At 59.7% G+C, this 23,359-nt stretch carries 18 protein-coding genes, 2 tRNA genes and 1 riboswitch; of the genes, 9 read left to right on the plus strand and 11 right to left on the minus strand.

All coding sequences use genetic code 11. The features are described 5' to 3' along the window. Positions 1–62: 62 nt before the first annotated feature. On the plus strand, positions 63–668 hold the full coding sequence (locus DLM_RS16805) for a MarC family protein (RefSeq protein ID WP_089085875.1): 606 nt from the start codon (positions 63–65) through the stop codon (positions 666–668). Between the two features lie 45 nt (positions 669–713). On the opposite strand, the gene DLM_RS16810 is transcribed toward DLM_RS16805, so the two are convergent. Then, positions 714–1,601: a DNA-binding protein gene (locus DLM_RS16810; RefSeq protein WP_089085876.1), complete on the minus strand. Its 888-nt coding sequence runs from the start codon at positions 1,599–1,601 to the stop codon at positions 714–716. Positions 1,602–1,998: 397 nt separating this feature from the next. Here DLM_RS16810 and DLM_RS16815 point away from each other — a divergent pair, with 397 nt between their 5' ends. Further along, positions 1,999–3,309, plus strand: coding sequence for a dicarboxylate/amino acid:cation symporter (locus DLM_RS16815; RefSeq protein WP_089085877.1), 1,311 nt, complete (start codon positions 1,999–2,001; stop codon positions 3,307–3,309). Positions 3,310–3,330: 21 nt separating this feature from the next. On the opposite strand, the gene DLM_RS16820 is transcribed toward DLM_RS16815, so the two are convergent. After that, complete coding sequence (locus DLM_RS16820; protein ID WP_089085878.1) at positions 3,331–4,248, minus strand: LysR family transcriptional regulator; 918 nt, start codon at positions 4,246–4,248, stop codon at positions 3,331–3,333. Between the two features lie 128 nt (positions 4,249–4,376). Between DLM_RS16820 and DLM_RS16825 the strand changes: the two genes are divergently transcribed. From DLM_RS16825 to ptsG, 3 genes are all read left to right on the plus strand, one after another. Beyond that, entirely contained in the window at positions 4,377–4,769 is a 393-nt protein-coding gene (locus DLM_RS16825) for a DoxX family protein (protein ID WP_089085879.1), read from the plus strand. A gap of 412 nt (positions 4,770–5,181) precedes the next feature. Continuing rightward, positions 5,182–7,695 carry a phosphoenolpyruvate--protein phosphotransferase gene (gene ptsP, locus DLM_RS16830; RefSeq protein WP_089085880.1) on the plus strand — a complete coding sequence of 838 codons (2,514 nt, stop codon included), beginning with the start codon at positions 5,182–5,184 and terminating at the stop codon, positions 7,693–7,695. 89 nt (positions 7,696–7,784) lie between these two features. Then, positions 7,785–9,566, plus strand: coding sequence for a PTS glucose transporter subunit IIBC (ptsG, locus tag DLM_RS16835; protein WP_089085881.1), 1,782 nt, complete (start codon positions 7,785–7,787; stop codon positions 9,564–9,566). 267 nt (positions 9,567–9,833) lie between these two features. Here ptsG and DLM_RS16840 read toward each other — a convergent pair whose 3' ends face one another. From DLM_RS16840 to hppD, 7 genes are all read right to left on the minus strand, one after another. After that, positions 9,834–10,628: a Cof-type HAD-IIB family hydrolase gene (locus tag DLM_RS16840; protein WP_089085931.1), complete on the minus strand. Its 795-nt coding sequence runs from the start codon at positions 10,626–10,628 to the stop codon at positions 9,834–9,836. Between the two features lie 127 nt (positions 10,629–10,755). Next, positions 10,756–10,831 (minus strand) — tRNA-Phe (locus tag DLM_RS16845). A 21-nt stretch (positions 10,832–10,852) separates the two neighbouring features. Next, positions 10,853–10,928: transfer RNA gene (locus DLM_RS16850), tRNA-Phe, on the minus strand. 125 nt (positions 10,929–11,053) lie between these two features. Further along, positions 11,054–11,704, minus strand: coding sequence for a maleylacetoacetate isomerase (maiA, locus tag DLM_RS16855; protein ID WP_089085882.1), 651 nt, complete (start codon positions 11,702–11,704; stop codon positions 11,054–11,056). Then, the gene (locus DLM_RS16860) at positions 11,697–12,680 is read right to left on the minus strand and encodes a fumarylacetoacetate hydrolase family protein (RefSeq protein WP_089085883.1); all 984 of its coding nucleotides are present in this window, start codon (positions 12,678–12,680) and stop codon (positions 11,697–11,699) included. The genes maiA and DLM_RS16860 overlap by 8 nt, the downstream gene beginning before the upstream one ends. Before the next feature lie 58 nt (positions 12,681–12,738). After that, entirely contained in the window at positions 12,739–13,869 is a 1,131-nt protein-coding gene (locus tag DLM_RS16865; protein WP_089085884.1) for a homogentisate 1,2-dioxygenase, read from the minus strand. 100 nt (positions 13,870–13,969) lie between these two features. After that, entirely contained in the window at positions 13,970–15,052 is a 1,083-nt protein-coding gene (hppD, locus tag DLM_RS16870; protein ID WP_089085885.1) for a 4-hydroxyphenylpyruvate dioxygenase, read from the minus strand. A 418-nt stretch (positions 15,053–15,470) separates the two neighbouring features. On the opposite strand from hppD, the gene DLM_RS16880 reads away from it, so the two are divergent. The 3 genes from DLM_RS16880 (at position 15,471) to DLM_RS16890 (ending at position 19,006) form a co-directional block, all read left to right on the plus strand. Next, positions 15,471–15,956: an Lrp/AsnC family transcriptional regulator gene (locus DLM_RS16880; protein ID WP_089085887.1), complete on the plus strand. Its 486-nt coding sequence runs from the start codon at positions 15,471–15,473 to the stop codon at positions 15,954–15,956. Between the two features lie 118 nt (positions 15,957–16,074). Beyond that, positions 16,075–17,121 carry an ABC transporter substrate-binding protein gene (locus tag DLM_RS16885; RefSeq protein WP_167467144.1) on the plus strand — a complete coding sequence of 349 codons (1,047 nt, stop codon included), beginning with the start codon at positions 16,075–16,077 and terminating at the stop codon, positions 17,119–17,121. A 10-nt stretch (positions 17,122–17,131) separates the two neighbouring features. Further along, complete coding sequence (locus DLM_RS16890) at positions 17,132–19,006, plus strand: GGDEF domain-containing protein (protein WP_089085889.1); 1,875 nt, start codon at positions 17,132–17,134, stop codon at positions 19,004–19,006. Between the two features lie 45 nt (positions 19,007–19,051). On the opposite strand, the gene metF is transcribed toward DLM_RS16890, so the two are convergent. Together metF and ahcY are read right to left on the minus strand one after the other, a co-directional pair. Next, the gene (gene metF, locus DLM_RS16895; protein WP_089085890.1) at positions 19,052–19,888 is read right to left on the minus strand and encodes a methylenetetrahydrofolate reductase [NAD(P)H]; all 837 of its coding nucleotides are present in this window, start codon (positions 19,886–19,888) and stop codon (positions 19,052–19,054) included. A gap of 135 nt (positions 19,889–20,023) precedes the next feature. Next, on the minus strand, positions 20,024–21,424 hold the full coding sequence (gene ahcY / locus DLM_RS16900; RefSeq protein ID WP_089085891.1) for an adenosylhomocysteinase: 1,401 nt from the start codon (positions 21,422–21,424) through the stop codon (positions 20,024–20,026). 70 nt (positions 21,425–21,494) lie between these two features. After that, positions 21,495–21,560, minus strand: a riboswitch (S-adenosyl-L-homocysteine riboswitch). A gap of 103 nt (positions 21,561–21,663) precedes the next feature. Between ahcY and DLM_RS16905 the strand changes: the two genes are divergently transcribed. Next, the gene (locus DLM_RS16905) at positions 21,664–23,340 is read left to right on the plus strand and encodes a histidine kinase N-terminal 7TM domain-containing protein (RefSeq protein WP_089085892.1); all 1,677 of its coding nucleotides are present in this window, start codon (positions 21,664–21,666) and stop codon (positions 23,338–23,340) included. Positions 23,341–23,359: the final 19 nt, after the last annotated feature.

Raw genomic sequence — 23,359 nt, forward strand, 5'->3', positions numbered from 1 at the left:
TATCAATAAAATTGCTGTCACTATAGACAGAACATCACCGCCACCAACACGTCGACACCACCATGCAAACTTCTTTCATTTCCGCCACGGTCTTGCTGATCCTGATTACCGATCCGCTGGGCAATATTCCGCTGTTCATCTCCGCGCTCAAGCAGGTAAAACCGGAGCGCCGCAAGAAAGTGGTGTACCGCGAGTGCCTGATTGCTTTTCTGGTGTTGCTGACCTTCATGTTCTTCGGTCGCAATTTTCTGGACGTGATGCACCTGACCGATCAGTCGATGCAGGTGGCAGGCGGGGTGATTCTGTTTCTGATTGCACTGAAGATGATTTTCCCCAGCGAGGGTGGCAGCGTGTTCGGCAGCGACAAGATGCATGGCGAACCCTTTATCGTGCCGATTGCCATTCCGCTGATTGCCGGGCCTTCTGCCATGGCCACGGTATTGCTGATGTCCACCCGCGAACCGTCGCGCATGCTGGAATGGATAGGGGCGCTCACCATCTGCATGCTGGTGACTACCGTGGTGTTCCTGTTTTCCGGACGCTTGCAAAAGCTGCTGGGCGAACAGGCCATTACTGCACTGGAACGCCTGATGGGACTGGTGCTGACCGCGATTTCGATTGAAATGCTATTGGGTGGGGTAGCGTCTTATATTCGCCAGTTTCATTGAGTGGCAAGAAACACTGGCACCGCAAACGGGCACCAGGTCTTGTCATCAGCGTGAGCGGACAATCAGGTCGGCTGCACGCGAGGAAGTGGCCAAGCGGCCGCTCACCGACTGGCCATAGGCCACAGCCTCGGACTCATTGCTTTCCTTTTGATCCTGCACAGCCTCCGGCGCACTAACCGGGTCAGCCGCTTTGCCACCGCTCGCCGCTTGTAACTGCTGACGCAGGCTGGCTACGGCACGATGGGCACTTTCCTTGTCCGAGCGCTGCACCCGCAGCTCTTCTTGCAGCTCTGCCTGTTGCTTGCGCAAGCTATCACACTCCTTGCGCAGCTCATCGCACTGCTGGCGCAGCGCACGGACATCGTCATAGGATTGCGCCAGCTTTTCGTGGGTTTCACCCAGCTCTCGCTCCACCATCACCAGCCGCGTTTCTGTCTCTCCCAGTCGGCTGGCAGACTCATCCAGACGTGGCGCGGCACGCTCCAGTTCTTGCTGCTGGCGGGTGTTCAGTGCCAGCACCATGCTCAGTTGCTGACTGGTGGCTTCCAGTTCGGCAGCCTGGCGCTCGAAGGCTTCTGCCAGCTCGGCACGCAGCGCATCCAGCTCTTCACGCTCGGTTTGCCAGCCCGCCTGGGCTGTACGCAAGTGCTGATTGGCAAACTGCTGAGCATGCTGCCAGATGGCCACCACTGCCGCCAGACCGGCTTCTTCCACCGGAGCGGGCAGCTTGCTTGCCAGTGGCTCAGGGCTGACCGGCTGAATCTTGCGCCATTCCTTAAGTACCAGACTGGCCACATTCATATCGACATTGGCACATTTGCGGACTTCGTCCAGCGCAGGCAATGACTGGTAAGCTGACTTGGCGTATAGCTCGGAGGCAACGCGGTGGATGCGTTCGCGCACTTCGGCAGGAATCGGGTCGGCCTTCACCATGAAATTATCCTTTAACGGTCTGCGGACATCAGTCCACCGATAACATCAGCATTCACTCGCCAGGCCAGCATGCGGTACAGCGCAGCACATGCATGACTGCCGGCACTACCCATGCACGGGTAAGGCGGAATACTGATAAAGAGAGGATTTTTTCCTGCTCACAGTAAATGCACAACCAGAAAAAGCCGTTAAAAATGACGGCAAACCACGGATTACATTCAGGAAAATTCTGAAACTTCAAACACCCGCATCATGACCATGCATTTTCCCGTGACGCTTAGGGATATCAGCAATTAGCCAAAAACCGATCGCTTGCTAGGATGTGCCCAACAACAGGATCCAGACAGGGTCCGGAACAACGCTCAACCTCCGAACATCCGAGAACAAGAGACCAGACATGCAAGCCAGAACACCGCTTTACTCGCGCCTGTACTTCCAGGTGCTGGTTGCCATTTCCATCGGCGTACTGATGGGTGCCTTCTATCCGGAAGCCGCCGCCAAGATGAAACCGCTGGGCGATGCCTTCATCAAGCTGATCAAGATGATGATTGCCCCCATCATCTTCTCCACCGTGGTGGTGGGGATTGCCAAGATGGGCGATATGAAGGAAGTGGGCCGTGTTGGCGTGAAGGCACTGTTCTACTTTGAAGTGGTGACTACGCTGGCGCTGGTAATCGGCCTGGTGGTGGTGAACCTGCTGCAGCCGGGTGCCGGCCTGAATGTGGACCCGCACACGCTGGATGCCAAATCGGTGGCCAAGTTTGCCGCCGGTGCCAAGGACATGAACACCGTCGACTTCCTGCTGCATATCATCCCGGATACCGTGGTGGGCGCATTTGCCACCGGTGAAATCCTGCAGGTATTGCTGTTCTCGGTGCTGCTGGGCCTGGCGCTCACCCGCATGGGCAGCAGCGGCAAGACCGTCATTTCCATGCTGGACGAGTTCTCGCATGCGCTGTTTGGCGTGATCAACATGCTGATGAAGCTGGCACCGATTGGTGCGTTTGGTGCCATGGCCTTCACCATCGGCAAATACGGCGTGGGTTCGCTCAAGCAGCTAGGCTTTTTGATGGCCTGCGTCTACCTGACCTGCTTTGCCTTCGTCTTCATCGTGCTGGGTGCGATCGCCCGCTTCAATGGCTTTAGCATTTTCAAGTTCCTGGCCTTCATCAAGGAAGAAATCGTGCTGGTGCTGGGTACCTCTTCGTCCGAATCCGCCCTGCCGGGCATGATAAAGAAGATGGAACACCTGGGCTGCGCCAAGCCGGTGGTGGGCATGGTGATTCCGACGGGTTACTCCTTTAATCTGGATGGCACTTCCATCTACCTGACCATGGCGGCCATCTTCATTGCCCAGGCCACCAATGTGCAGCTAAGCCTGGGTGAAGAGCTGGGCATCATCGGCGTACTGCTGCTGACCTCCAAGGGTGCGGCGGCAGTGACCGGCGGTGGCTTCATCACTCTGGCCGCCACCCTGGCCACCCTGGGCGGCAAGCTGCCGGTGGAAGGCCTGGCGCTGTTGATTGGTGTGGACCGCTTCATGTCTGAAGCGCGCGCCATCACCAACCTGATCGGCAACGGCGTAGCCACCGTGGTGGTGGCCAAATGGGAAAAGGCACTGGATCAAGACCGCATGCAGCGCGTGCTGAACGGCGAAGTGCTGCCGGAACCGGATGCGGTTGCGGTTGCTGTTGCTGCCAAGCAGTAAAAATTCGACCTTTCAGTCAGTTTACAGCCCGTCATACGACGGGCTGTTTTTTTGCTTGCCAAAAAAGTCGGCCAGGTAATCGACAAACACCCGTACCTTGCCTGGCACATGGCGGCGCACCGGATACACTGCCGAAACATCCAGGCAGCTCCAGTGATAGTCGGGCAGGACCAGTTGCAGCCGGCCATCGGCCAACGCCTGCTGCAGCAGGAATTCCGGCTGGCGGGTAATACCCATGCCATGGATGGCCGCATCGGTGAGAATATCGCCATTATTGGCACGCAGACTGCTCTTGACCCGTACCCGGCCAGTGCTGTCATCCGGCCCCTGGTATTCCCATACGCCAGGCTGGCTGGTGAGGGTGTAGATCAGGCAGTCATGCTGGGCCAGCTCATCCGGGTGCTGTGGCATGCCCTGGCGTAGCAGATAGTCCGGCGAGGCACACAGGCGGTCGCGCACCTTGGCCAGATGGCGCGCAATCAGGCTGGAGTCGGCCAGATTGGACACGCGGATCGCCAGGTCGAAGCCTTCCTCTACCAGATCCACTTTACGGTCATTGAGCGACAGCTCCACTTCCACCTGCGGGTGCTCACGCTGAAAACCGGCAACAGCCCGCCCCAGAAAGCGCATGCCAAACGACACCGGTGCCGTCACCCGCAAGCGGCCACTGGCCTTGCTGGCACCTTGCGACAGCAGCGCGTCCAGGTCCTCCAGTTCGGCCAGCAGCGCCCCGCCCTGCGCCAGATAGGTTTCACCGGCCTCGGTCAGTGACAGACGCCGGGTGGTACGATGCATCAGGCGCACGCCCAGTCGGGCCTCCAGTGCCGACACCAGCTTGGTCACCATGGCGCGCGACAGGTCCAGCCTGTCGGCGGCAGCGGCAAAACTGCCTTGCTCCGCCACGGTGACAAAGGCGCGGATTTCGGAGAATCGGTCCATATTATTTCCAATTAGTAAATAATTTTTTCATTTATAGCATATTTATTCAAACAAACCCGCATGGTCAAATGCACGCATTGCCACAGCCCAATCGCACAAGGGCTTTAACCGCTACAGGAGCCTTCACCATGCAAACCACCTCTCCCGCTCTTTCCGCCCTGATTCTGCGCGTATCGCTGGGCCTGATGTATCTGGCACACGGAGCCACCAAGCTGTTCGTGTTCGGCCCCGCCGGCACCGCCCAGTTCTTTTCCAGCCTCGGCCTGCCCGGCTTTGTCGGCTACCTGTCGATGGCCGCTGAAATCGGCGGCGGCCTGCTGCTGATCCTGGGACTGAAAGCACGCTGGGTTGCGCTGGCACTGGTACCGCTGCTGGCCGGCACCATCGTACTGGTGCATGGTGCCAATGGCTGGATGTTTACCAACCAGGGCGGTGGCTGGGAATACTCGGCCTTCCTGATCACCAGCTCGCTGGCCCTGTTCTTCCTGGGTGAGCAGCCAGGCCGCACAGCGCAGCACTAATCCGCCACGCCATCCCCCTCAAAACGCGATCCGTCCAGCCAGACGGGTCGCGTTTTCATTTCCCCCTACGTTGCGCGCTTGCTCCACCGCAGCATCCCGCTATGCTGAATGCTTGCGGCCGCCACGCCAATACTGTGGCATGGGTGCAGCAAGCAAGAGTGCATTTTATTGACGGCCATCAAGCCAGTTTCACATCAAAGCTGTAGCTAAATTACAATATTGGCATCATACAGACGTTGCAATCTGCCTACACATCCCGTGGCAAAATCAGGTTTAATCCTGAAATAACAATATTCTTGCGTTTTACAGGCTGATTAGGCACTTGCCTTACGCGCCGAGTTGCGGCTTAATCCTGCCCCAACAATCGCTCGTAATAAAATAACTGTTGCAATCAACTCCTGAGGAGTTTCACATGGGCTCTCCCGCGCCACGACTGGACATTCTGGCTCCCCTCTCCGGGTGGCTGGTCGCTCTGGATACCGTCCCCGATCCGGTTTTCGCCGGCAAAATGGTAGGTGACGGCATTTCCCTGGACCCAACTTCCTGCTCGCTGCTGGCCCCAGTCAGCGGCATCGTCAGCAATATCCACACCGCACACCATGCGCTGACCATTACCTCGGACAACGGTGTCGAAGTGCTGGTACATATCGGCATCGACACCGTCATGCTCAAGGGTGAAGGCTTTGTGCCGCTGGTGGAACAAGGCCAGCAAGTCAAGGCGGGCCAAGCCTTGATCGACTTCGACCTCGACCTGGTGGCCTGCACCGCCCCCAGCCTGCTCACCCAGATCATCATCACCAATGGTGAAGTGGTACAGAAGCTCACCTGCGCCAGCGGCATGGTGGAAGCGGGCAAGAGCATCATCATGACGCTGGAACTGCAAGGCAGCGCGACGGCCAGCAGCCAGGCCGAAGGCGAAACCCTGACTTCCGACAGCATCACCCTCACCAACCCGGCCGGCCTGCATGCCCGTCCGGCCGCCGTGTTTGCCAGCGCCGCCAAGCGCTTTGCGGCGGATATCCAGCTGCAACTGGGCGACAAGGCAGCCAATGCCAAATCCGTGGTCGGCATCATGGGCCTGGCTACGGTCAATGGCGATCAAGTGCGGGTACTGGCCACCGGCCCGGATGCCGCCGCTGCGATTGCCGAACTGTCCCAACTGCTGCTGGACCGCTGCGGTGAGAGCCTGGACGAAGCGCCGGCCGCAGCTGCCCCGGCAGCGGCCCAGCCCGTGCAACAGGACAGCGCTGGCGTGCTGGCTGGCGTGGGTGCTTCGCCCGGCATCGCCATTGGCCGCATCTTCCACCACCAGTTGCAAGAGTTCGACGTGGTGGAAGCCGGTGCCGCCGGCGTGGTGGAACAGCAAAACTTCACCCGCGCCACCGAAGAAGCCGCCGAGCAGATTGAAACCATCAAGGCCCAACTGCAAGACCAAGCCAAGCGCGCCATCCTGTCCATGCATCAGGAACTGCTGCAGGACCCGGACCTGCTGGCCCTGACCTATGCGGGCCTGGCCGATGGCAAATCCGCCGCCTGGGCCTGGCGTGCCGCCTTCAGCGCCTACTCTGCCCGTCTGGAAGCGCAGGACAACGCCCTGCTGCGTGAACGCGCCAACGACATCCGCGATGTAGGCCGCCGCGTGCTGGCCTTGCTGGCTGGCGTCAAGCAAGCCGAGCTGGACGTACCGGCCGGTTCCATCCTGATTGCCGAAGACCTGGCACCGTCCGACACTGCTGCGCTGGACCCGAGCAAGGTACTAGGGTTCTGCACCCGCACCGGCGGAGCCACCAGCCATGTGGCCATTCTGGCCCGCTCGCTGGGCATTCCGGCCATTTGCGGCATCTCGCAAGCTGCGCTGGCTCTGCAAGATGGCCGTGAAGTGATTCTGGACGGCACGGCCGGCACCCTGAACATTGCCCCCACCGCCGCCGAGAAGGCCGAGGCTGAAGCCGCCATCGCCCGTCTGGCTGAACGTCGCGCCGCCGAACAGGCCATGTCGCAACAGCCGGGCCAGACCAGCGATGGCAGCCGTATCGAAGTGGTGGCCAATATCCGCAATGCCGCCGATGCCCGTGACGCCATGAAAGCCGGTGCCGAAGGCGTGGGCCTGTTGCGTTCGGAATTCCTGTTTGATAACCGCGACACCGCACCGTCCGAAGCCGAACAGGCTGCCGAATACTGCGCGGTGGCCCGCGAGCTGGGCAGCGAGCGCCCGCTGGTGGTGCGCACGCTGGACGTGGGTGGCGACAAGCCGCTGTCCTACCTGCCGCTGCCCAAGGAAGACAACCCCTTCCTCGGCCTGCGCGGCATCCGCGTCAGCCTGGATCGCCCCGACCTGCTGCGCACCCAGTTGCGTGCCATTCTGCAAGCCGCCCCACTCACCCGCCTGCACATCATGTTCCCCATGGTGGCGTCCCTGAACGAGCTGCGCGCCGCCAAGGCCATTCTGGCCGAAGAGCAAGCCGCCAGCGGCCATGCCGACGTCAAGGTAGGCATCATGGTGGAAGTACCGTCTGCCGCCATTCTGGCTGCACGCTTTGCACCGGAAGTGGATTTCTTCTCCATCGGTACCAACGACCTCACCCAGTACGTGCTGGCGATGGACCGTGGCCATCCGCAACTGGCCAAGCAGGCCGATGCCCTGCATCCGGGCGTGCTGGCGATGATTGCCATGACTTGCGACGGCGCCCGTGCCCACGGCAAGTGGGTGGGTGTGTGTGGCGGTCTGGCCTCGGACGAACGTGCCGCACCGGTGCTGGTTGGCCTGGGCGTGACCGAGCTGTCGGTCAGCACCCCGGCAGTGGCCAGCGTCAAGGCCACACTGGCGCGCTGGAGCATGGACGAATGCCGTACGCTGGCCCAACAGGTGCTGGCACTGGGCACGGTGGCCGAGGTGCGCGCCCATCTGGCACAACAGGCGCGCTAAGCGCGACCAACCTGCCGTCCGGCAAGCCTGGACGGTGCTGGCTCCTCGCCTGCTGACCCAGGCGGGAGCATTACGCAGGAATCACTATCATGTTTGATCAATCCTTCGCTTTTCTGCAGAAAATCGGCAAGGCACTGATGCTGCCTGTGGCCGTACTGCCGGTTGCCGGCCTGTTGCTGGGTATTGGTGCAACCGACTTCCACACCCAGAGCACCGTGCTGCTGGCCATCCTGTCGCTGATGAAAAACGCCGGTGACGTGATTTTCGGCAATCTGCCGCTGATCTTTGCCGTGGGCGTGGCGCTGGGCTTTACCGAAAACGACGGAGTGGCCGCCATTGCCGCCACCATCGGCTTTCTGGTGATGACCACCACGCTGGGCGTGATGGCCGGGCTGCTGGGCGTGAAACCCGACACCATCATGGGCATGCCATCCATCCAGACCGGTGTGTTCGGCGGCATTCTGGCCGGTGGTCTGGCGGCTTACATGTTCAATAAGTACTACCGCATCAGCCTGCCACAGTACCTGGGCTTCTTTGCCGGCAAGCGCTTTGTGCCCATTGTCACCGCCATTGCCGCCATCGTGCTGGGCGCGGTGCTGTCCTTCGTCTGGCCGCCCATCGGTGGTGCCATCAAGACCTTCTCGCAATGGGCTGCCGTGAGCGACCCGCGCACTGCCGCCACCGTATATGGTTTCGTCGAGCGTCTGCTGATTCCGTTTGGCCTGCACCACATCTGGAACGTGCCCTTCTTCTTTGAAATGGGCGATTTTGTCGATGCCAGCGGCAAACACATCCACGGCGACATCAACCGCTTCTTTGCCGGCGATGCCACTGCCGGCGTGCTGTCCGGTGCCTTCCTGTTCAAGATGTTCGGCCTGCCGGCGGCTGCCATCGCCATCTGGCACACCGCCAAGCCGGAAAACCGGGTGAAAGTGGGCGGCATCATGATTTCCGCCGCACTGACTTCCTTCCTGACCGGCATTACCGAACCCATCGAATTCGCCTTCCTGTTCGTGGCTCCGGTGCTGTACTTCATCCATGCCTGCCTGGCAGCGTCCGCCCAGTTTGTGGCCAACTCGCTGGACATGCACATGGGTTTCACCTTCTCGCAAGGTGGCATTGACTTCCTGATGTTCAACCTGATCGGCAACAAATCGCACAACGCCTGGTATGTGTTCATCCTGGGGCCGATCTACGCCGTCATCTACTACAGCGTGTTCCGCTTCGTCATCCTGAAATTCAACCTGAAAACACCGGGTCGTGAAGACGAAGACAGCAGCAGCGAAGGTGCGGTAAGTGAAGACCAGCGCGCCCGCGCCCTGGTACTGGCCTTTGGCGGTCGCAGCAACATCACCAATCTGGATGCCTGCATCACCCGTCTGCGCATTGCGGTGAAAAACCCGGCCCAGGTGGACCAGGCCAAACTCAAGGCCATGGGTGCATCCGGCGTGGTACAAGTGGGCAGCGGTATTCAGGCCATTTTCGGGCCGCAATCGGAAAACCTGAAAACCGATATGGAGATCTACCTGAAAACCGCCGGTGACGATGCCGAACTGCCGGCTGCGTCTGCCAGTGCCAGTACCGCGGCCGCTGTCGACACCGCAGCCGCACCGGTTGCCGTGACTGCCGACCCGCAACTGGCTGCCACTGCCGCCGCCATCCTGGCTGCACTGGGTGGCCGCGACAATGTGCAACAGGTGCAAGCCATCGCCCACACCCGTCTGCGCGTGCAACTGAAGCAGGCGGCCAGCCTGAATGAAGCTGCGGCTCGTGAAGCCGGGGTGATGGCCTGCGTGCAAACTCAGCCGGGCACCTGGCATCTGATCGTTGGCGACAAGGCCGGCGCGCTGGCGCAAGCCTTGCAGGGCTGATTAGCTTTGCTAGCAACAAAAAGGGCTGCCTTGGCAGCCCCAGGCTGCTGCTACAGTAATTTGGTGCGATGGTACGGGACCCGGCAAAGCCGGGCCTTTCGATTCACTGCTTGATTCCGCAGCCCTCCCATCGATTCCCAATCCCCCCGCCCTTTCCTTGAAAGGGAGCCTCGCTTTCTCGCAAGAAAGCGAGATGCCACGTATCAACAATCAAAATGGCTGCCGATGGCAGCCATTTTTCATTGCGTGCGGAACAACGCCCGGCAGCTACAAGGCAAACAACTGGCGCAGATGCAGCGCCACGCCGGATTCAACATTGCTGGCCACGGTTTGCGCCTGTGGCAGCTGCGATGCCAAGCGGGGGTGGGCATTGGCCATCACCCGCGGGTGGCCCACGGTTTGCAGCAGTTCGATATCATTCTGGCCATCGCCAAAGGCCAGGCAATCGGCGGTATCGATAGCCAGCTCGTCCAGCACCAGTTGCAGCGCATGGCCTTTGGAAACACCGGGTGCCATCACCTCCAGGCAATTGTCCGCCGAGAAAGTGATATAGGCACGGTCGCCCAGGGCCTGATGCAGCTTGGCCTCAACCGTCAGCAAATGGGTGTGGTCGGCGATATACAGCACCTTGGCCACCCCTGCCCCATCATGCTGATGCAAGGGGGCAACCTGGTAGTGCAGGCCGGAGTCGGCATGCAGATCCAGCAGGTACTGGTAAGGTTGGTCTATCAGCCAGGCATCATCCAGATAGAAATTCAGCACCGTCCCGGCAGCAAATTCCGGCTGGGCAATCTGGCGCACGATGGCGGGGTCCAGATTGCTGCTGTGGATCAGGCGGTTGTCCGGGTCATGCACCCGCGCGCCATTGGAACTGATCAGATAGGCGGATATCCCCAGCGCATCCCGGATGCCTTTGACATCCAGATAGTGACGGCCGGTAGCCAGCGCAAAACGCAGGCCGCGTGCTTCCAGCAGTTGCAGGGTTTGCGCAGTCAGCGCGTTGACGCAGTGGTGTTCATCCAGCAAGGTGCCGTCCAGATCGGAGGCAATGAAACGGTACACGGCAGGACTCCGCATGAGTGTGGGAGCAAGCGATTTTACACCCCCTGCCATGTAGCTGCAGGACTACACGGCAGCGCATGCCAAAATGCAAAAAGCCAAGCATTGAGCTTGGCTTTTGCGTGAATTCTGGTGGCCAGTCGCGGAATCGAACCACGGACACGCGGATTTTCAATCCGCTGCTCTACCAACTGAGCTAACTGGCCGTCTGATAGCTGCGGTGATATTGGTGGCCAGTCGCGGAATCGAACCACGGACACGCGGATTTTCAATCCGCTGCTCTACCAACTGAGCTAACTGGCCATCACTGCTACGCTTTCGCGTCATCAGAGCCACGCATTAAATCAGAGCAGGCTTGCTGCGTCAAGACATTTTTCAAAAAGGCTGAAAAAGACGCCGGATTCAGGCAAGCCGCCCGGTTTTCAACATCAGGCCGGCGGCGCATCCGCCTGCCGTGCCGGATGGGCAGCGACAAAGGCAGGCAGGTCGGCCAAGGCGGCATCCACGCGCACGATGTGCGGATACGGTGTCAGGTCCAGCCCGAAGCGCCGTGCGGCAAACACCTGCGGCACCAGGCAGGCATCCAGCAGGCCGGGGGCATCACCGCAGGCGAAGGGCTGCGGCTTGGCCGCCAATTGTTGTTCCAGTGCGGCAAAGCCGCTGGCAATCCAGTGACGTATCCATTGCAGTCTGGTGGCTTCCGGTTGCGCCAGTTCGCCTTCCAGATATTTCAGGACACGGGCATTGTGCAGCGGGTGGATGTCGGCGCAAATGCTCAGCGCCAGCGCACGCACCCTTGCCCGTTCGTGCAAGTCGCGCGGCAGCAGTGCTGGCGTATCCGGATAGGCCTCGTCCAGATACTCGCAGATGGCCAGCGACTGGGTCAGCAACTGGCCGCCATCCAGCAAGGCCGGCACCAGCCCTTGCGGGTTGAGCGCCAGATAGGCCGGATCGCGCTGCTCACCCTTGAGCAGGTTGACCGCCTGCTGCCGGTATTCCAGGCCTTTCAGGTTAAGCGCAATGCGCACCCGGTAGGCGGCACTGGAGCGGTAATAACCATAGAGCAGGCGCTCAGTCATGGGCGATCACCTTCTGATCGATGCGACCAAAAATGGAATGGCCAGCGGCATCCAGCATTTCTATACGCACCTGATCACCCGGCTGCATGAAGGGTGTGACGGGTGCGCCTTGCTCGATGATCTCGATCATGCGTTGCTCGGCCAGGCAGCAGGAGCCGGTGGCACGGTCATGATTGGAAATGGTGCCGGAGCCGACAATGGAGCCTGCTGCCAACGCGCGGGTCTTGGCCACATGCGCCACCAGTTGGGCAAAGTTGAACTGCATTTCCACGCCGCACTGCGGCTGGCCATACAGTTTGCCGTTGTATTCCACCCGCAGCGGCAGGTGTACCTTGCTGTCCTGCCAGGCCTGGCCCAGCTCGTCCGGCGTTACCGCCACCGGCGAGAAAGCGGTGGCCGGCTTGCTCTGGAAGAAGCCGAAACCCTTGGCCAGCTCGGCCGGAATCAGGTTGCGCAGCGTGACATCATTCACCAGCATCAGCAGGCGGATATGCGTGGCGCAATCGCCAGCCTGGCTGCCCAGCGGGACATCGTCGGTAATCACCGCCACTTCGCCTTCAAAATCCAGCCCCCAGCTGACATCGGCCAGCGGAATGTCGGCATGCGGCGGCAAAAAGGTATCCGAGCCGCCCTGATACATCAGCGGGTCCTGATAAAAACTGGCCGGTACTTCGGCACCACGTGCCTTGCGCACCAGCTCCACATGATTGAGATAGGCACTGCCGTCCGCCCACTGGTAGGCCCGCGGCAGAGGGCTGTGACAGGCGGACTGGTCAAAGCTGACGGCAGCGTTGACCGTCCCCTGGTTCAGGGCGGCATAGACTTCCTGCAAGGCCGGCTCACAGCGGCTCCAGTCATCCAGCGCAGCCTGCAGGCTGGTGGCGATATGCGGTACGGCAAGGGCTTGGCTGAGATCGCGGCTGACAACCATCAGCTGGCCATCGCGGGTGTGATTGCGGTAGGTGGCAAGTTTCATCGGTGTGTTTTCCTTGACGGGCGGTATGACGCGTCACGCCAGCCGCCCGGTGTCTGGTTCAGGTCTTGGGCTTCCAGCTGTCCACATAGCCGGTCCACTCGACGGCAGGCAGGCCGGGGCCTTGCTCCAGCGCGCTGCGGCTATCAATCATCACCGCCACTTCGTCGGTGAATTTCTTCGGCTCGCTCATGGCCTTGGCAAAGGCTTTGGGATGCGGACCATGGGTGAAGCCGGCCGGGTGGAAGGTGAGCATGCCGGGCTTGATGTTGTCGCGGCTGAAGAAGTCGCCTGCGTGGTAGAAGATGACTTCGTCGTAGTCGTCGTTGTTGTGATAGAACGGCACCTTGAGCGCACCGGGGTCGGATTCGATCGGACGCGGCACAAAGGTGCAGATGACAAAGCCGTCGGCCACAAAGGTGCTGTGTGCCGAGGGTGGCAGGTGATAACGATGGCTCATCAGCGGGCGGATATCACGCCAGTTGATGCGCGCCACCGCCACCGTGCCATGCCAGCCGATGGCATCCAGCGGATTGAACGGGTAGGTGACGGTGGACAGCACATTGTGGCGCTTGATCACCACCTGCCATTCATCTTCGGTCTGCTGCGCCTTGAAGGCATCGTCGATGGCCGGCACATCCAGCATGGCTTCGTCAAAAATCGCATGCGGGCCGACAATGCCCTTGTCCGGTAACTGGTAAGCCCCGTTGCTGGCTTCAATCAGCAACATGGTGGTGGTGTCAGCCGGTTCGATGCGCCAGTTGGTGGAACGCGGAATCAGGATGTAATCGCCATCGCGATAGCTCAGATGGCCGTAGTCGCAAAACAGCTCGCCACTGCCGGCATGGATGAACAGCATGTCATCGCCATCACCATTGCGGTATAGCTGGGTCATGGCCTGGGAGCAGGTCCAGATGCGCAACTGGCACTGGCTGTTGTGCAACACCAGCGGTGCGGACCAGGGGGCGGCCACGTCCTTGGGCAGCGCGTTCAGGTCGAAGGCGCGCGGCTTGAGCGGCCCTTCCCAGGCCGACCAGCCGGTGGGCGGGTGCTTGTGATGCAGATGGGTGGCCGGGCCAAAAAAGCCGCTACGCCCCACTTCACGTTCATAAATGCCCTCCGCCGGCAAATCGGCGTGGGCCTGACGGGAAATTGTCCCTTCCCGGTGCGGGAATCCTATCCATTTACGCATGGGCATTCCTTGGTCGCCGCGCAGTCAGACTGCCCTGCGACCGATGCATTGCAGACGGGCAGACCGGACAGACCAGCCTGCCACTCGCGCCGATATCGCCTCAGTCCGCCTTCAGCACGCCGCGGCGGATCTGGTCTTCTTCGATGGATTCAAACAAGGCACGGAAGTTGCCCTCGCCAAAGCCCTCGTTGCCCTTGCGCTGGATGATTTCGAAGAAAATCGGCCCGATGACGGTTTCGGTGAAGATCTGCAGCAGAATGCCGGCACCTTCCACCGGTGCGCCGTCAATCAGGATGCTGTTCTTGCGCAAGCGGGCCAGGTCTTCGCCATGACCGGCCACGCGGCTGTCCACCTTGTCGTAATAGGTGTCCGGCGTATCCAGGAAGCGGGTGCCGGCGGCCTTCAGTGTTTCCACCGTCTGGTAGATGTCGCGGGTGGTCAGCGCAATGTGCTGGATGCCTTCGCCGTGATATTCGCGCAGGAATTCCTCGATCTGGCTCTTGTCGTCGGAGGATTCGTTGATGGGGATGCGGATCTTGCCGCAAGGGCTGGTCATGGCCTTGGACACCAGGCCGGTGAGCTTGCCTTCGATGTCGAAATAGCGGATTTCGCGGAAATTGCCGATGCTTTCGTAGAAACCGGCCCACTTGGCCATATTGCCGCGGAAAACATTGTGGGTCAGGTGGTCGATCTCAACCAGACCAACACCAGCCGGCTGCTGGTCCACGCCGTCCAGCGGCAGGAAATCCACATCGTAGATATTGTGCGCCGGGCCGTAACGGTCGACAAAGTACAGTGCCGAACCGCCAATGCCCTCCACCGCCGGGATGTTCAGCTCCATCATGCCGATGGGGCGCACATAGGGTTTGGCACCGTGGGCCAGCGCATATTCATAGGCCTTGGCCGCATCCTGCACCCGCCAGGCCATGGCACAAGCGGACGGGCCATGTACCTTGCCGAATTCGTTGGCCGGCTGGGTGGGCTCGCCATTCAGGATGAAGTTGATATCACCCTGCCGGTACAGGCTGACATTCTTGCTGCGGTGGCGGGCGACCTCGATAAAACCCAGCGACAGGAATAGCTGGCGCAGATCGGCAATGCCTTGCGCGGTGGGGGCGGTGTATTCGACAAACTCAAAGCCGTCGGTGGCCAGTGGGTTGTGCAGCAGTGCTTCCATTTTCATCATCTCTCCTCTTTATGATCACCACCGCCATGCCTGATGTGTGTGATGGCAGGCAAGTGTCCGGACAGACAGTAGACAGCACCATGCAGGATAAGACGGAAAGCGAGGAGAGCAAGCAAGCTTGCGGGTGGCAGAGGCAGCAACACGCTGCTGCCCACGGCGAAACAGCCAGACGCAGCCCCACCCTCACGCAGGGGCAGCAACTGCTTCAGTTTGCCGGCGGCACGGTTTTGTGTGTCTCACCAGGCATCTCCTCTATCTTTGCCGACATTATCCAGTGATCTGTTGCCACCGTGTAAAATGTCCGGGTTAGGCTTTTTATTCTAGGGAAAATGCTTGGCAATTTTCTTGCTAATATTCCCAAGATACACAATAACTAGAAATATAATTTCAACAAATTAAAACCAGAGGAGTTTACATGCCAAGTCTTACGCTAGATAAGACAGACTTGCGCATCCTGTCCGAGCTACAGCTCAATGGCAGGTTGACCAATGTGGAGCTTGCGGAAAGAGTAGCCCTCTCTCCTTCCCCCTGTCTCAGACGCCTCAAGCAACTGGAGGAGTCTGGTGTCATTCGCCAGTACGTGGCATTGCTGGACCCGGCAAAAATCGGCCTGGGCCTGCAGGCTTATGTGCGCGTGGTGTTGGAAAAGCGTGGCAACACGCATGTACAAAGCTTTATTGATGCCGTCCAGCGCTGGCCGGAAGTCATCAATTGCTTTGCAATGACAGGGGAAATGGACTACCTGTTGCAAGTATATTTTGAAGATCTGGAACACTTTTCACGTTTTGTGATGGATGAACTGCTACAGCAGCAAGGCGTGGAAGATGTAAAATCCAGTTTCGTCCTGAAAGAAATCAAGCGCACAACCTCCTTGCCGCTCAGCCAGCTCAGAAGTCTTTGAACTGGCTGACATGTCGCTCAGTCCCTGTGCCGCCCGAAATATGCAGGAGGAATGAATAAAGGCCCCCGGCATGCAGGTGATCCGACAGCTCCGTTTTCTTGTGCTGGTTGTTGCAATAATGTTGCACAGCCAGGCATGGGCGTTTTCGGTCACTTTCATCTCACCGGGGCGCCCTGATGAGGCCTTCTGGCTGAGTGCCAGCCGGGCAATGCAGGCGGCTGCCAGCCAGTTGGGTATCCAGCTGGAGGTGCTGTATGCCCAGCGCGATCCATTGCAGATGGTAAAGCTGACCCGGATGGTGGCACAGCGCCCGCGCAAGCCGGACTACCTGCTGCTGGTCAACGAAAAACTGACCGGCCCAGCCATGTTATCCATCGCCGATCAGGCGGGTATTCCCAGCTTCATCAGCTTCAATCAACTGACGCCGGCGCAATTGCAAGCCAGTGGCCTGCCGCGTCAGCGGCTGCGGCGCTGGCTTGGTTCGCTGGCACCAGATAACACCATGGCTGGCAGCCTCACCATGCAGGCCCTGCTGGATGAAGCCCGCCAGCGCTTCCCTCGGGGTACGCCGCTCCATGTACTGATGATGGCCGGTGACCGCTCCACACCGGCATCCACCGAACGGGTGGAAGGTGCCAGGCAGGTACTGGCCGCCCACCCATCGGCCCGGCTGACCCAGCTGGTTTATGGAGAATGGGAACGGCAGCGTGCTCAGCAGCAAGGCTTGTGGCTGCTGCAGCGCTATCCGCAGATCAATATTGTCTGGGCAGCCAACGATGAAATGGCATTCGGTCTGGAAGATGCCATTACCCGCAGTGGCAAACAGCCAGGCAAGCAGGTGCTGGTCAGTGCCATCAACAATTCACGCCAGGCCATGCGTGAGCGGCGCGACGGACGTCTGAGCGCACTGGCGGCGGGCCATTTCATGATGGGTGCCTGGAGTCTGGTGCTGCTGTACGACTATCAGCACGGGCAGGACTTTGCCAGCGAAGGGCTGCAACTGCAGCCTGTGGTGTTTGGTACGGTGTCTACGGCGCAAGCCCGGCGCTTTTTGCAATTATTTGCCGATAATGACTTCAGCGGCATTCACTTCAAGCAGTTCAGCAAATTTGCCAATCCGGCCTTGCAGCGCTATGCCTTCGGCTTTAGCGCATTGCTGAACTAGGAGCTTGTCCATGCCGACGCGCCGACTCACCCGCCAACTGATCTGGCAACTGCTGCTGTACACCCTGCTGTTCGGTGTGGCAGTCACCACGCTTAAGGCGGTACAGGTTCTACACAATGGCCAACAGCAAATGGATGCCATTCCGGCCACGGTGTCACGCCTCTATCTGCCCTTGCTGGGACAGAGTGCCTGGGACGTGGACATCCCGGCCATTCAGCTGCAATTGCGCCTGATCGCCCAGTTGCCAGGCGTGCAGAGTGTCGAGCTGCGCACCGAGCTGGGCCAGTCGCTGCGCTATGAAAACCCGGAAGCAGCCGACCGCCTCAATAGTGAGGAATACCGCTTGCCGCTGCGGGCAACACATAGCATGGAAAGCATAGGCAGCCTGCTGGTCACCGTGTCACACCAGCACATCTACCACGCCATGTGGCAAGAGGTCATCAGCTCGGCCTTGCAGTTCCTGCTGGAGTTTTTCGGCCTGGCATTGCTGCTGTGGTGGCTGTTTAACCGCCAGTTGGTCAAGCCTCTGCAAGACATGGCGCATACGGTACGCAATTATCAGCCAGGCCAGCCACTGCCGCCCTTGCTGCCCGGTACGCCCGAGCAGGTGGTGGATAATGAGCTCAGTGAGCTGGCGCGGGCCTTTCGCAGCATGAGCAGTAACATCAACCGCCATCTGGCGGAACGGCAGGTCATCGAAACCGAGTTGGCCAGTCACCGCGACCAGTTGGCCGACCTGGTGACAGAGCGCACGCGGGAGCTGGATCAGCTACTGAGTTTCCAGCAATTGATCGCCGGCATCTCCACGCGCTTCATCAATATTCCACTGCACGACATCGACCAGGCCACCGACATGGCACTGGGCGAGATCGGCCGCTTCATGCAAGTGGAGCGCTGTTACCTGATCAGCTTTGCTGACAACTGGCTGGTTGAGACGGTGCATGAATGGTGTGCATCCGGCATCCAGCCCACCACCCATACCCTGCGGGGACAAAGCATGCTGCAACGTCAGTGGGCCTGTCAGCAACTGCAGAACTTCGGTTTGCTATCGCTGGATGCACTGACCGACCTGCCGGAGAGCGCCAGCACCGAACGAGCGGAGCTGCAAGCCCATCAAGTGCAGAGCCTGTTCATGCTGCGCATCGACCACATGGGCCGGCCGGTTGGCATGTTTGGTTGCGACATGATCAGCCGGCAGCGTCGCTGGCAAGGCAAGGAACAGCAGCAAGCCCGGCTGGTGGGGGAAACACTGGCCAATACCATCATCCGCCGACAGCAATTGCAGGCGCTAAGCAGTGCCCAGCAGCAACTGCGCAGCGCCAATGCCGATCTGGCGCGCATGGCGTTCAGCGACGGCCTCACCGGGATTGCCAACCGACGTTATTTCGATGAGCAGCTCAGCCAGTATTTCCAGCAGGCCAGACAGGAAGCCAGCCCGCTGAGCGTGCTGCAGATCGACATCGACTATTTCAAGCAATTCAACGATAGCTATGGCCATCTGGCAGGTGATCAATGCCTGCGCCAGGTTGCCCAGTGCATCCAGGCCCGGCTACCAGAGCCACAAGACCTGGCGGCACGGGTGGGGGGTGAAGAATTCAGCGTGCTGCTGCCCGGCAGCAACAGCGAACACGCCTGCCAACTGGCCGAGCAGATCCGGCTTGCCATCTGGCAACTGGCCATTGCCCATCGGCAGAGCAGTGCCGGCGACCGGGTAAGCGTCAGTATCGGCGTGGCCACCCGCCATGCACAGCACGATAGCGCTCATTTGCTGATGCGCGATGCCGACCGGGCCCTGTATCGGGCCAAGCACCTGGGGCGCAATCAGGTGAGCTGTGCCGATGCGCCCTCCCCCATCAGCAATCAGTCCAATCGCACCTTCCCATGAAAAAGCCCGGCCATGCCGGGCTGCCTCATGCTTGGGCGCTGGCGCTTACAAGCCCAGCCGTTGCCATACCGTGGACACCAGGCCAGCCTGGTTCAAGGTATAGAAGTGCAGGCCCGGCGCACCCCCTGCCAGCAGGCGGTCACACAGCTCGGTGACTACATCCAGCCCCAGCGCGCGAATGGAAGCCGCGTCATCGTAATAGGATTGCATGCGTTGGCGCAGCCAGCGCGGCACTTCGGCCCCGCACATATCGGAGAAGCGGCAAAGCTGGCCAAAGTTGGCAATCGGCATGATGCCCGGCACGATGGGAATGTCCACGCCACGCGCTTGTGCTTCATCGACAAAGCGGAAGTAGGCATCCGCATTGAAGAAGTACTGGGTCATGGCCGAATTGGCACCGGCTTTCACCTTGCGCACGAAATTGTTCAGGTCGTCCTCGGCCGACTTGGCCTGCGGGTGGAATTCCGGATAGGCAGCCACTTCAATATGAAAATGTTCGCCATGCTCGCTGCGGATGAACTCGACCAGCTCATTGGCATAGCGGAATTCACCGGCAGCCACCATGCCGGACGGCATGTCACCACGCAGCGCCACAATGTGACGGATGCCGTGATTGCGGTATTCGTTGAGGATGGCGCTGATGTTTTCCCGTGTCGAGCCGATACACGACAGGTGCGGTGCCGCGGCATGCCCTTCGCTGCGGATCTCCAGCACGGTGGACAAGGTGCCATCGCGGGTGGTGCCGCCAGCACCGAAGGTCACCGAGAAAAACTGCGGCTTGAACTGGGCCAGTTGCTGGCGGGTAGTACGCAGCTTGGCCACGCCTTCGGGGGTCTTGGGCGGGAAAAACTCGAAGCTGAAGGTTTTTTTCTGTTCGTTCATGATCGTCTCTGTCCCTGCTCGGGGCGGCAGGCTTTGTTTTTATACTGCAGCGTGTCGCAGCGGTAGTAGCCCGCGGATAGAAAAACGGACAGGTGCATCATACCCTGCCCTGTCCGTTTGCCTTACAGCCCGCTATCAATAACGATAGTGCGCCGGCTTATAAGGACCCTGCTTCGGCACGCTGATGTAGGCGGCCTGCTCGTCGGACAGTTCGGTCAGATTGGCACCGATACGCTTCAGGTGCAGGCGGGCCACCTTCTCGTCCAGATGCTTGGGCAGCACATACACTTCCTTGCCGTACTTTTCACCATGCTGGAAGATTTCCATCTGCGCCAGCACCTGGTTGGTGAAGGAGTTGGACATCACAAAGCTGGGGTGACCGGTGGCGCAGCCCAGGTTCACCAGACGGCCTTCGGCCAGCAGGATGATGCGCTTGCCATCCGGGAAGATGATGTGGTCAACCTGCGGCTTGATGTTGTCCCACTGGTACTGACGCAGGCTGGCGACTTCGATTTCGCTGTCGAAGTGGCCGATATTGCACACGATGGCGTTATTGCGCATTTTGACCATGTGCTCGTGGGTAATCACCGACACATTACCGGTGGTGGTGACAAAGATGTCGCCCTGATCGGCCACATCATCCATGCGTACCACGCGGTAGCCTTCCATCGCCGCTTGCAGCGCGCAGATCGGGTCCACTTCGGTCACCCATACGGTGGCACCCAGGCCACGCAGGCTCTGGGCGCAACCCTTGCCCACATCACCGTAGCCCAATACCACGGCTACCTTGCCGGCAATCATCACGTCGGTAGCACGCTTGATGCCATCCACCAGCGATTCGCGGCAGCCGTACAGGTTGTCGAACTTGGACTTGGTCACCGAGTCGTTGACGTTGAAGGCCGGGAACGGCAGACGGCCTTCTTTTTGCATCTGGTACAGACGATGCACGCCGGTGGTGGTTTCTTCGGTGACGCCCTTGATATGCGGCAGACGCTTGGAATACCAGTGCGGGTCCACTTCCAGGTAACGGGCAATGGCTGCAAACAGCGCGGTTTCTTCTTCGTTGGACGGATGGCTGATGACGCTGCGGTCTTGCTCGGCCTTGCTGCCCAGCATCAGCAGCAAGGTGGCATCGCCACCGTCATCCAGAATCATATTGGCTTCCTGACCTTCCGGCCATTCGAAGATTTTGTGGGAGAACTCCCAGTATTCATCCAGGCTTTCACCCTTGAAGGCAAACACCGGGATATTGGCCGCGGCAATGGCTGCAGCAGCGTGGTCCTGGGTGGAGAAGATATTGCAGGAAGCCCAGCGTACATCGGCACCCAGTTCCACCAGGGTTTCGATCAGCACGCCGGTCTGGATGGTCATGTGCAGCGAACCGGCAATGCGCGCGCCACGCAGCGGCTTCTGGTGGGCGTATTCTTCACGCAGCGCCATCAGGCCGGGCATTTCGGTTTCGGCGATTGCCAGTTCCTTGCGCCCCCAGGCAGCAAGATTGATATCAGCTACGTGAAAATCGGTGAATTCAGCCATCGTGCAAAGTCCTTTCACACGCCGGCCGGAACGCGGCTCACCCGCTATTCCGGCATCGGCACGGAGTTTAGTCAGGTGAGCGCCGTTTGCAAGAAGCCCGAGCCTGGGGATTGACCTCGCAGCGCTCCTCGGGAATGCCGTAATTATACCTAGAGACACAAAAATGTGAATGAAACTTGCGCGGCAGGCGTTAAACTAAAACATTGCACATAGCATAGTCACTTTGCATAGCGGGCCTCATGTCTCTTGTTTTTACTACCATTTCAGCCATTTCGGGGCTTGCCGCCCTTAGCGCGGCAACCATCGGCATCCTGGCATGGGAACGGCGCAAGGTAACAGGAGCACGCTATCTGGCCTGGTTGATGCTGGCGGTGACGCTATGGTCTGGCACCGCCATGCTGGAACTGTCTTCCACCTTGCTGCGCGACAAGATTTTCTGGTCCAAGGTGGAATATCTGGGAACCTTAACCGCACCGGTGCTGTTTTTTCTGCTGGCGGCAGATTACAACCAGCTTGAGCGCGCCCTGCGGCCACGTGCCGTCCTGTTGCTGCTGCTCGTCCCACTGCTCAGCATGGGGCTGGCCATGAGCAATGAAAAGCACGGGCTGATCTGGAGCAGCTTCCAGGCCTCACCATCCGGCTATAATCTGCTGATTTTCAACCATGGCCCGCTGTTCTGGCTGCTGGTGGCTGGCTATTCCTATCTGATGATGCTGCTGGGCTCCTTGCTGCTACTGCGTACCCTGCACTATTACCCGCCGCATTACCGTGGCCAGTCGCTGATCCTGATGCTGGGCGCCATTGTTCCCTGGCTTGGCAACCTGCTTTATCTGTCCGGCCATATTGCCCTGCAGGGACTGGACCCCACCCCGCTATGCTTTGCCATCACCGGTGCCATTTTCGCCTTTGATCTGCTCTACCTGCGCATGCTGTACGTGGTACCCATTGCCCGCGGCAACGCCTTTAATGCGATGGGCGATGGCATTGTGGTGATTGACCGCGATAAAACCATCCTGGATATCAATCCGGCCGCGGCCAATCTGTTTGGCAAGCCTGCTGCAGTGCTGTGCGGCCAGCAGCTGCACATTGCCTCGCTGGTAGCGGTGGCCGATCACGATGGTTCTCATCAGGTAGAGCTGAATGGACCTGGCTCCCGCTCCATCCTGGAAGTACGTGCCTTCCCCATCCGCGAAAGCGGGGTGACGCTGGGGGGGCGCATGCTGGTACTGCGTGATATCTCGCGCCAACGCCTGGCTGAAGAGGCCCTGCATCAGGCCTATCTGCAACTGAAAACCCGCATCGATGAAATCGAAACCCTGCAGGAGACTTTGCGCGAACAGGCCTTGCACGATCCACTCACCGGCCTGTACAACCGCCGCTATCTTGAAGAAACCCTGGGTCGTGAAATCAGCCGGGCCGAGCGCGAACAGCGCTCGCTGACCTTTGCCTTGATTGATCTGGATAATTTCAAAAGCATCAATGACCGCTTTGGGCACATCATCGGCGATACCGTATTGTGCGCGCTGGCCGATCTGCTGCGCACCTATTGCCGCCAGTCCGACATCGTGTGCCGTCTTGGCGGGGAGGAGTTTATCGTTGTGCTGCCTTCTGCCGATCAGCGCAATGGCTGGATGCGGCTGGAACTCCTGCGCCGCCGTTTCTCCGACCTGCGTTTCCAGGCCGATGAACACACCTTCCAGAGCAGTTTTTCCTGCGGCATTGCCTGCTATCCGGATGATGGCAGCAGCTTTTCCAGCTTATATCAGTTGGCAGACCTGGCGCTGTATCAGGCAAAGGCCAAAGGCAAGAACCAGGTTCTACTCCACGGTGCCGACATGCCAATGCCACAGCAGGCAAGCAGTGCCGCGAGCCACAAGCAAGCTTCGCAGCGTGCGCAGGAAAGCCCAGAGTCATGAAAAAAGCCGGGAAATCCCG

Source organism: Aquitalea magnusonii (assembly GCF_002217795.2).
In the GTDB taxonomy this organism is placed as follows: domain Bacteria; phylum Pseudomonadota; class Gammaproteobacteria; order Burkholderiales; family Chromobacteriaceae; genus Aquitalea; species Aquitalea magnusonii_B.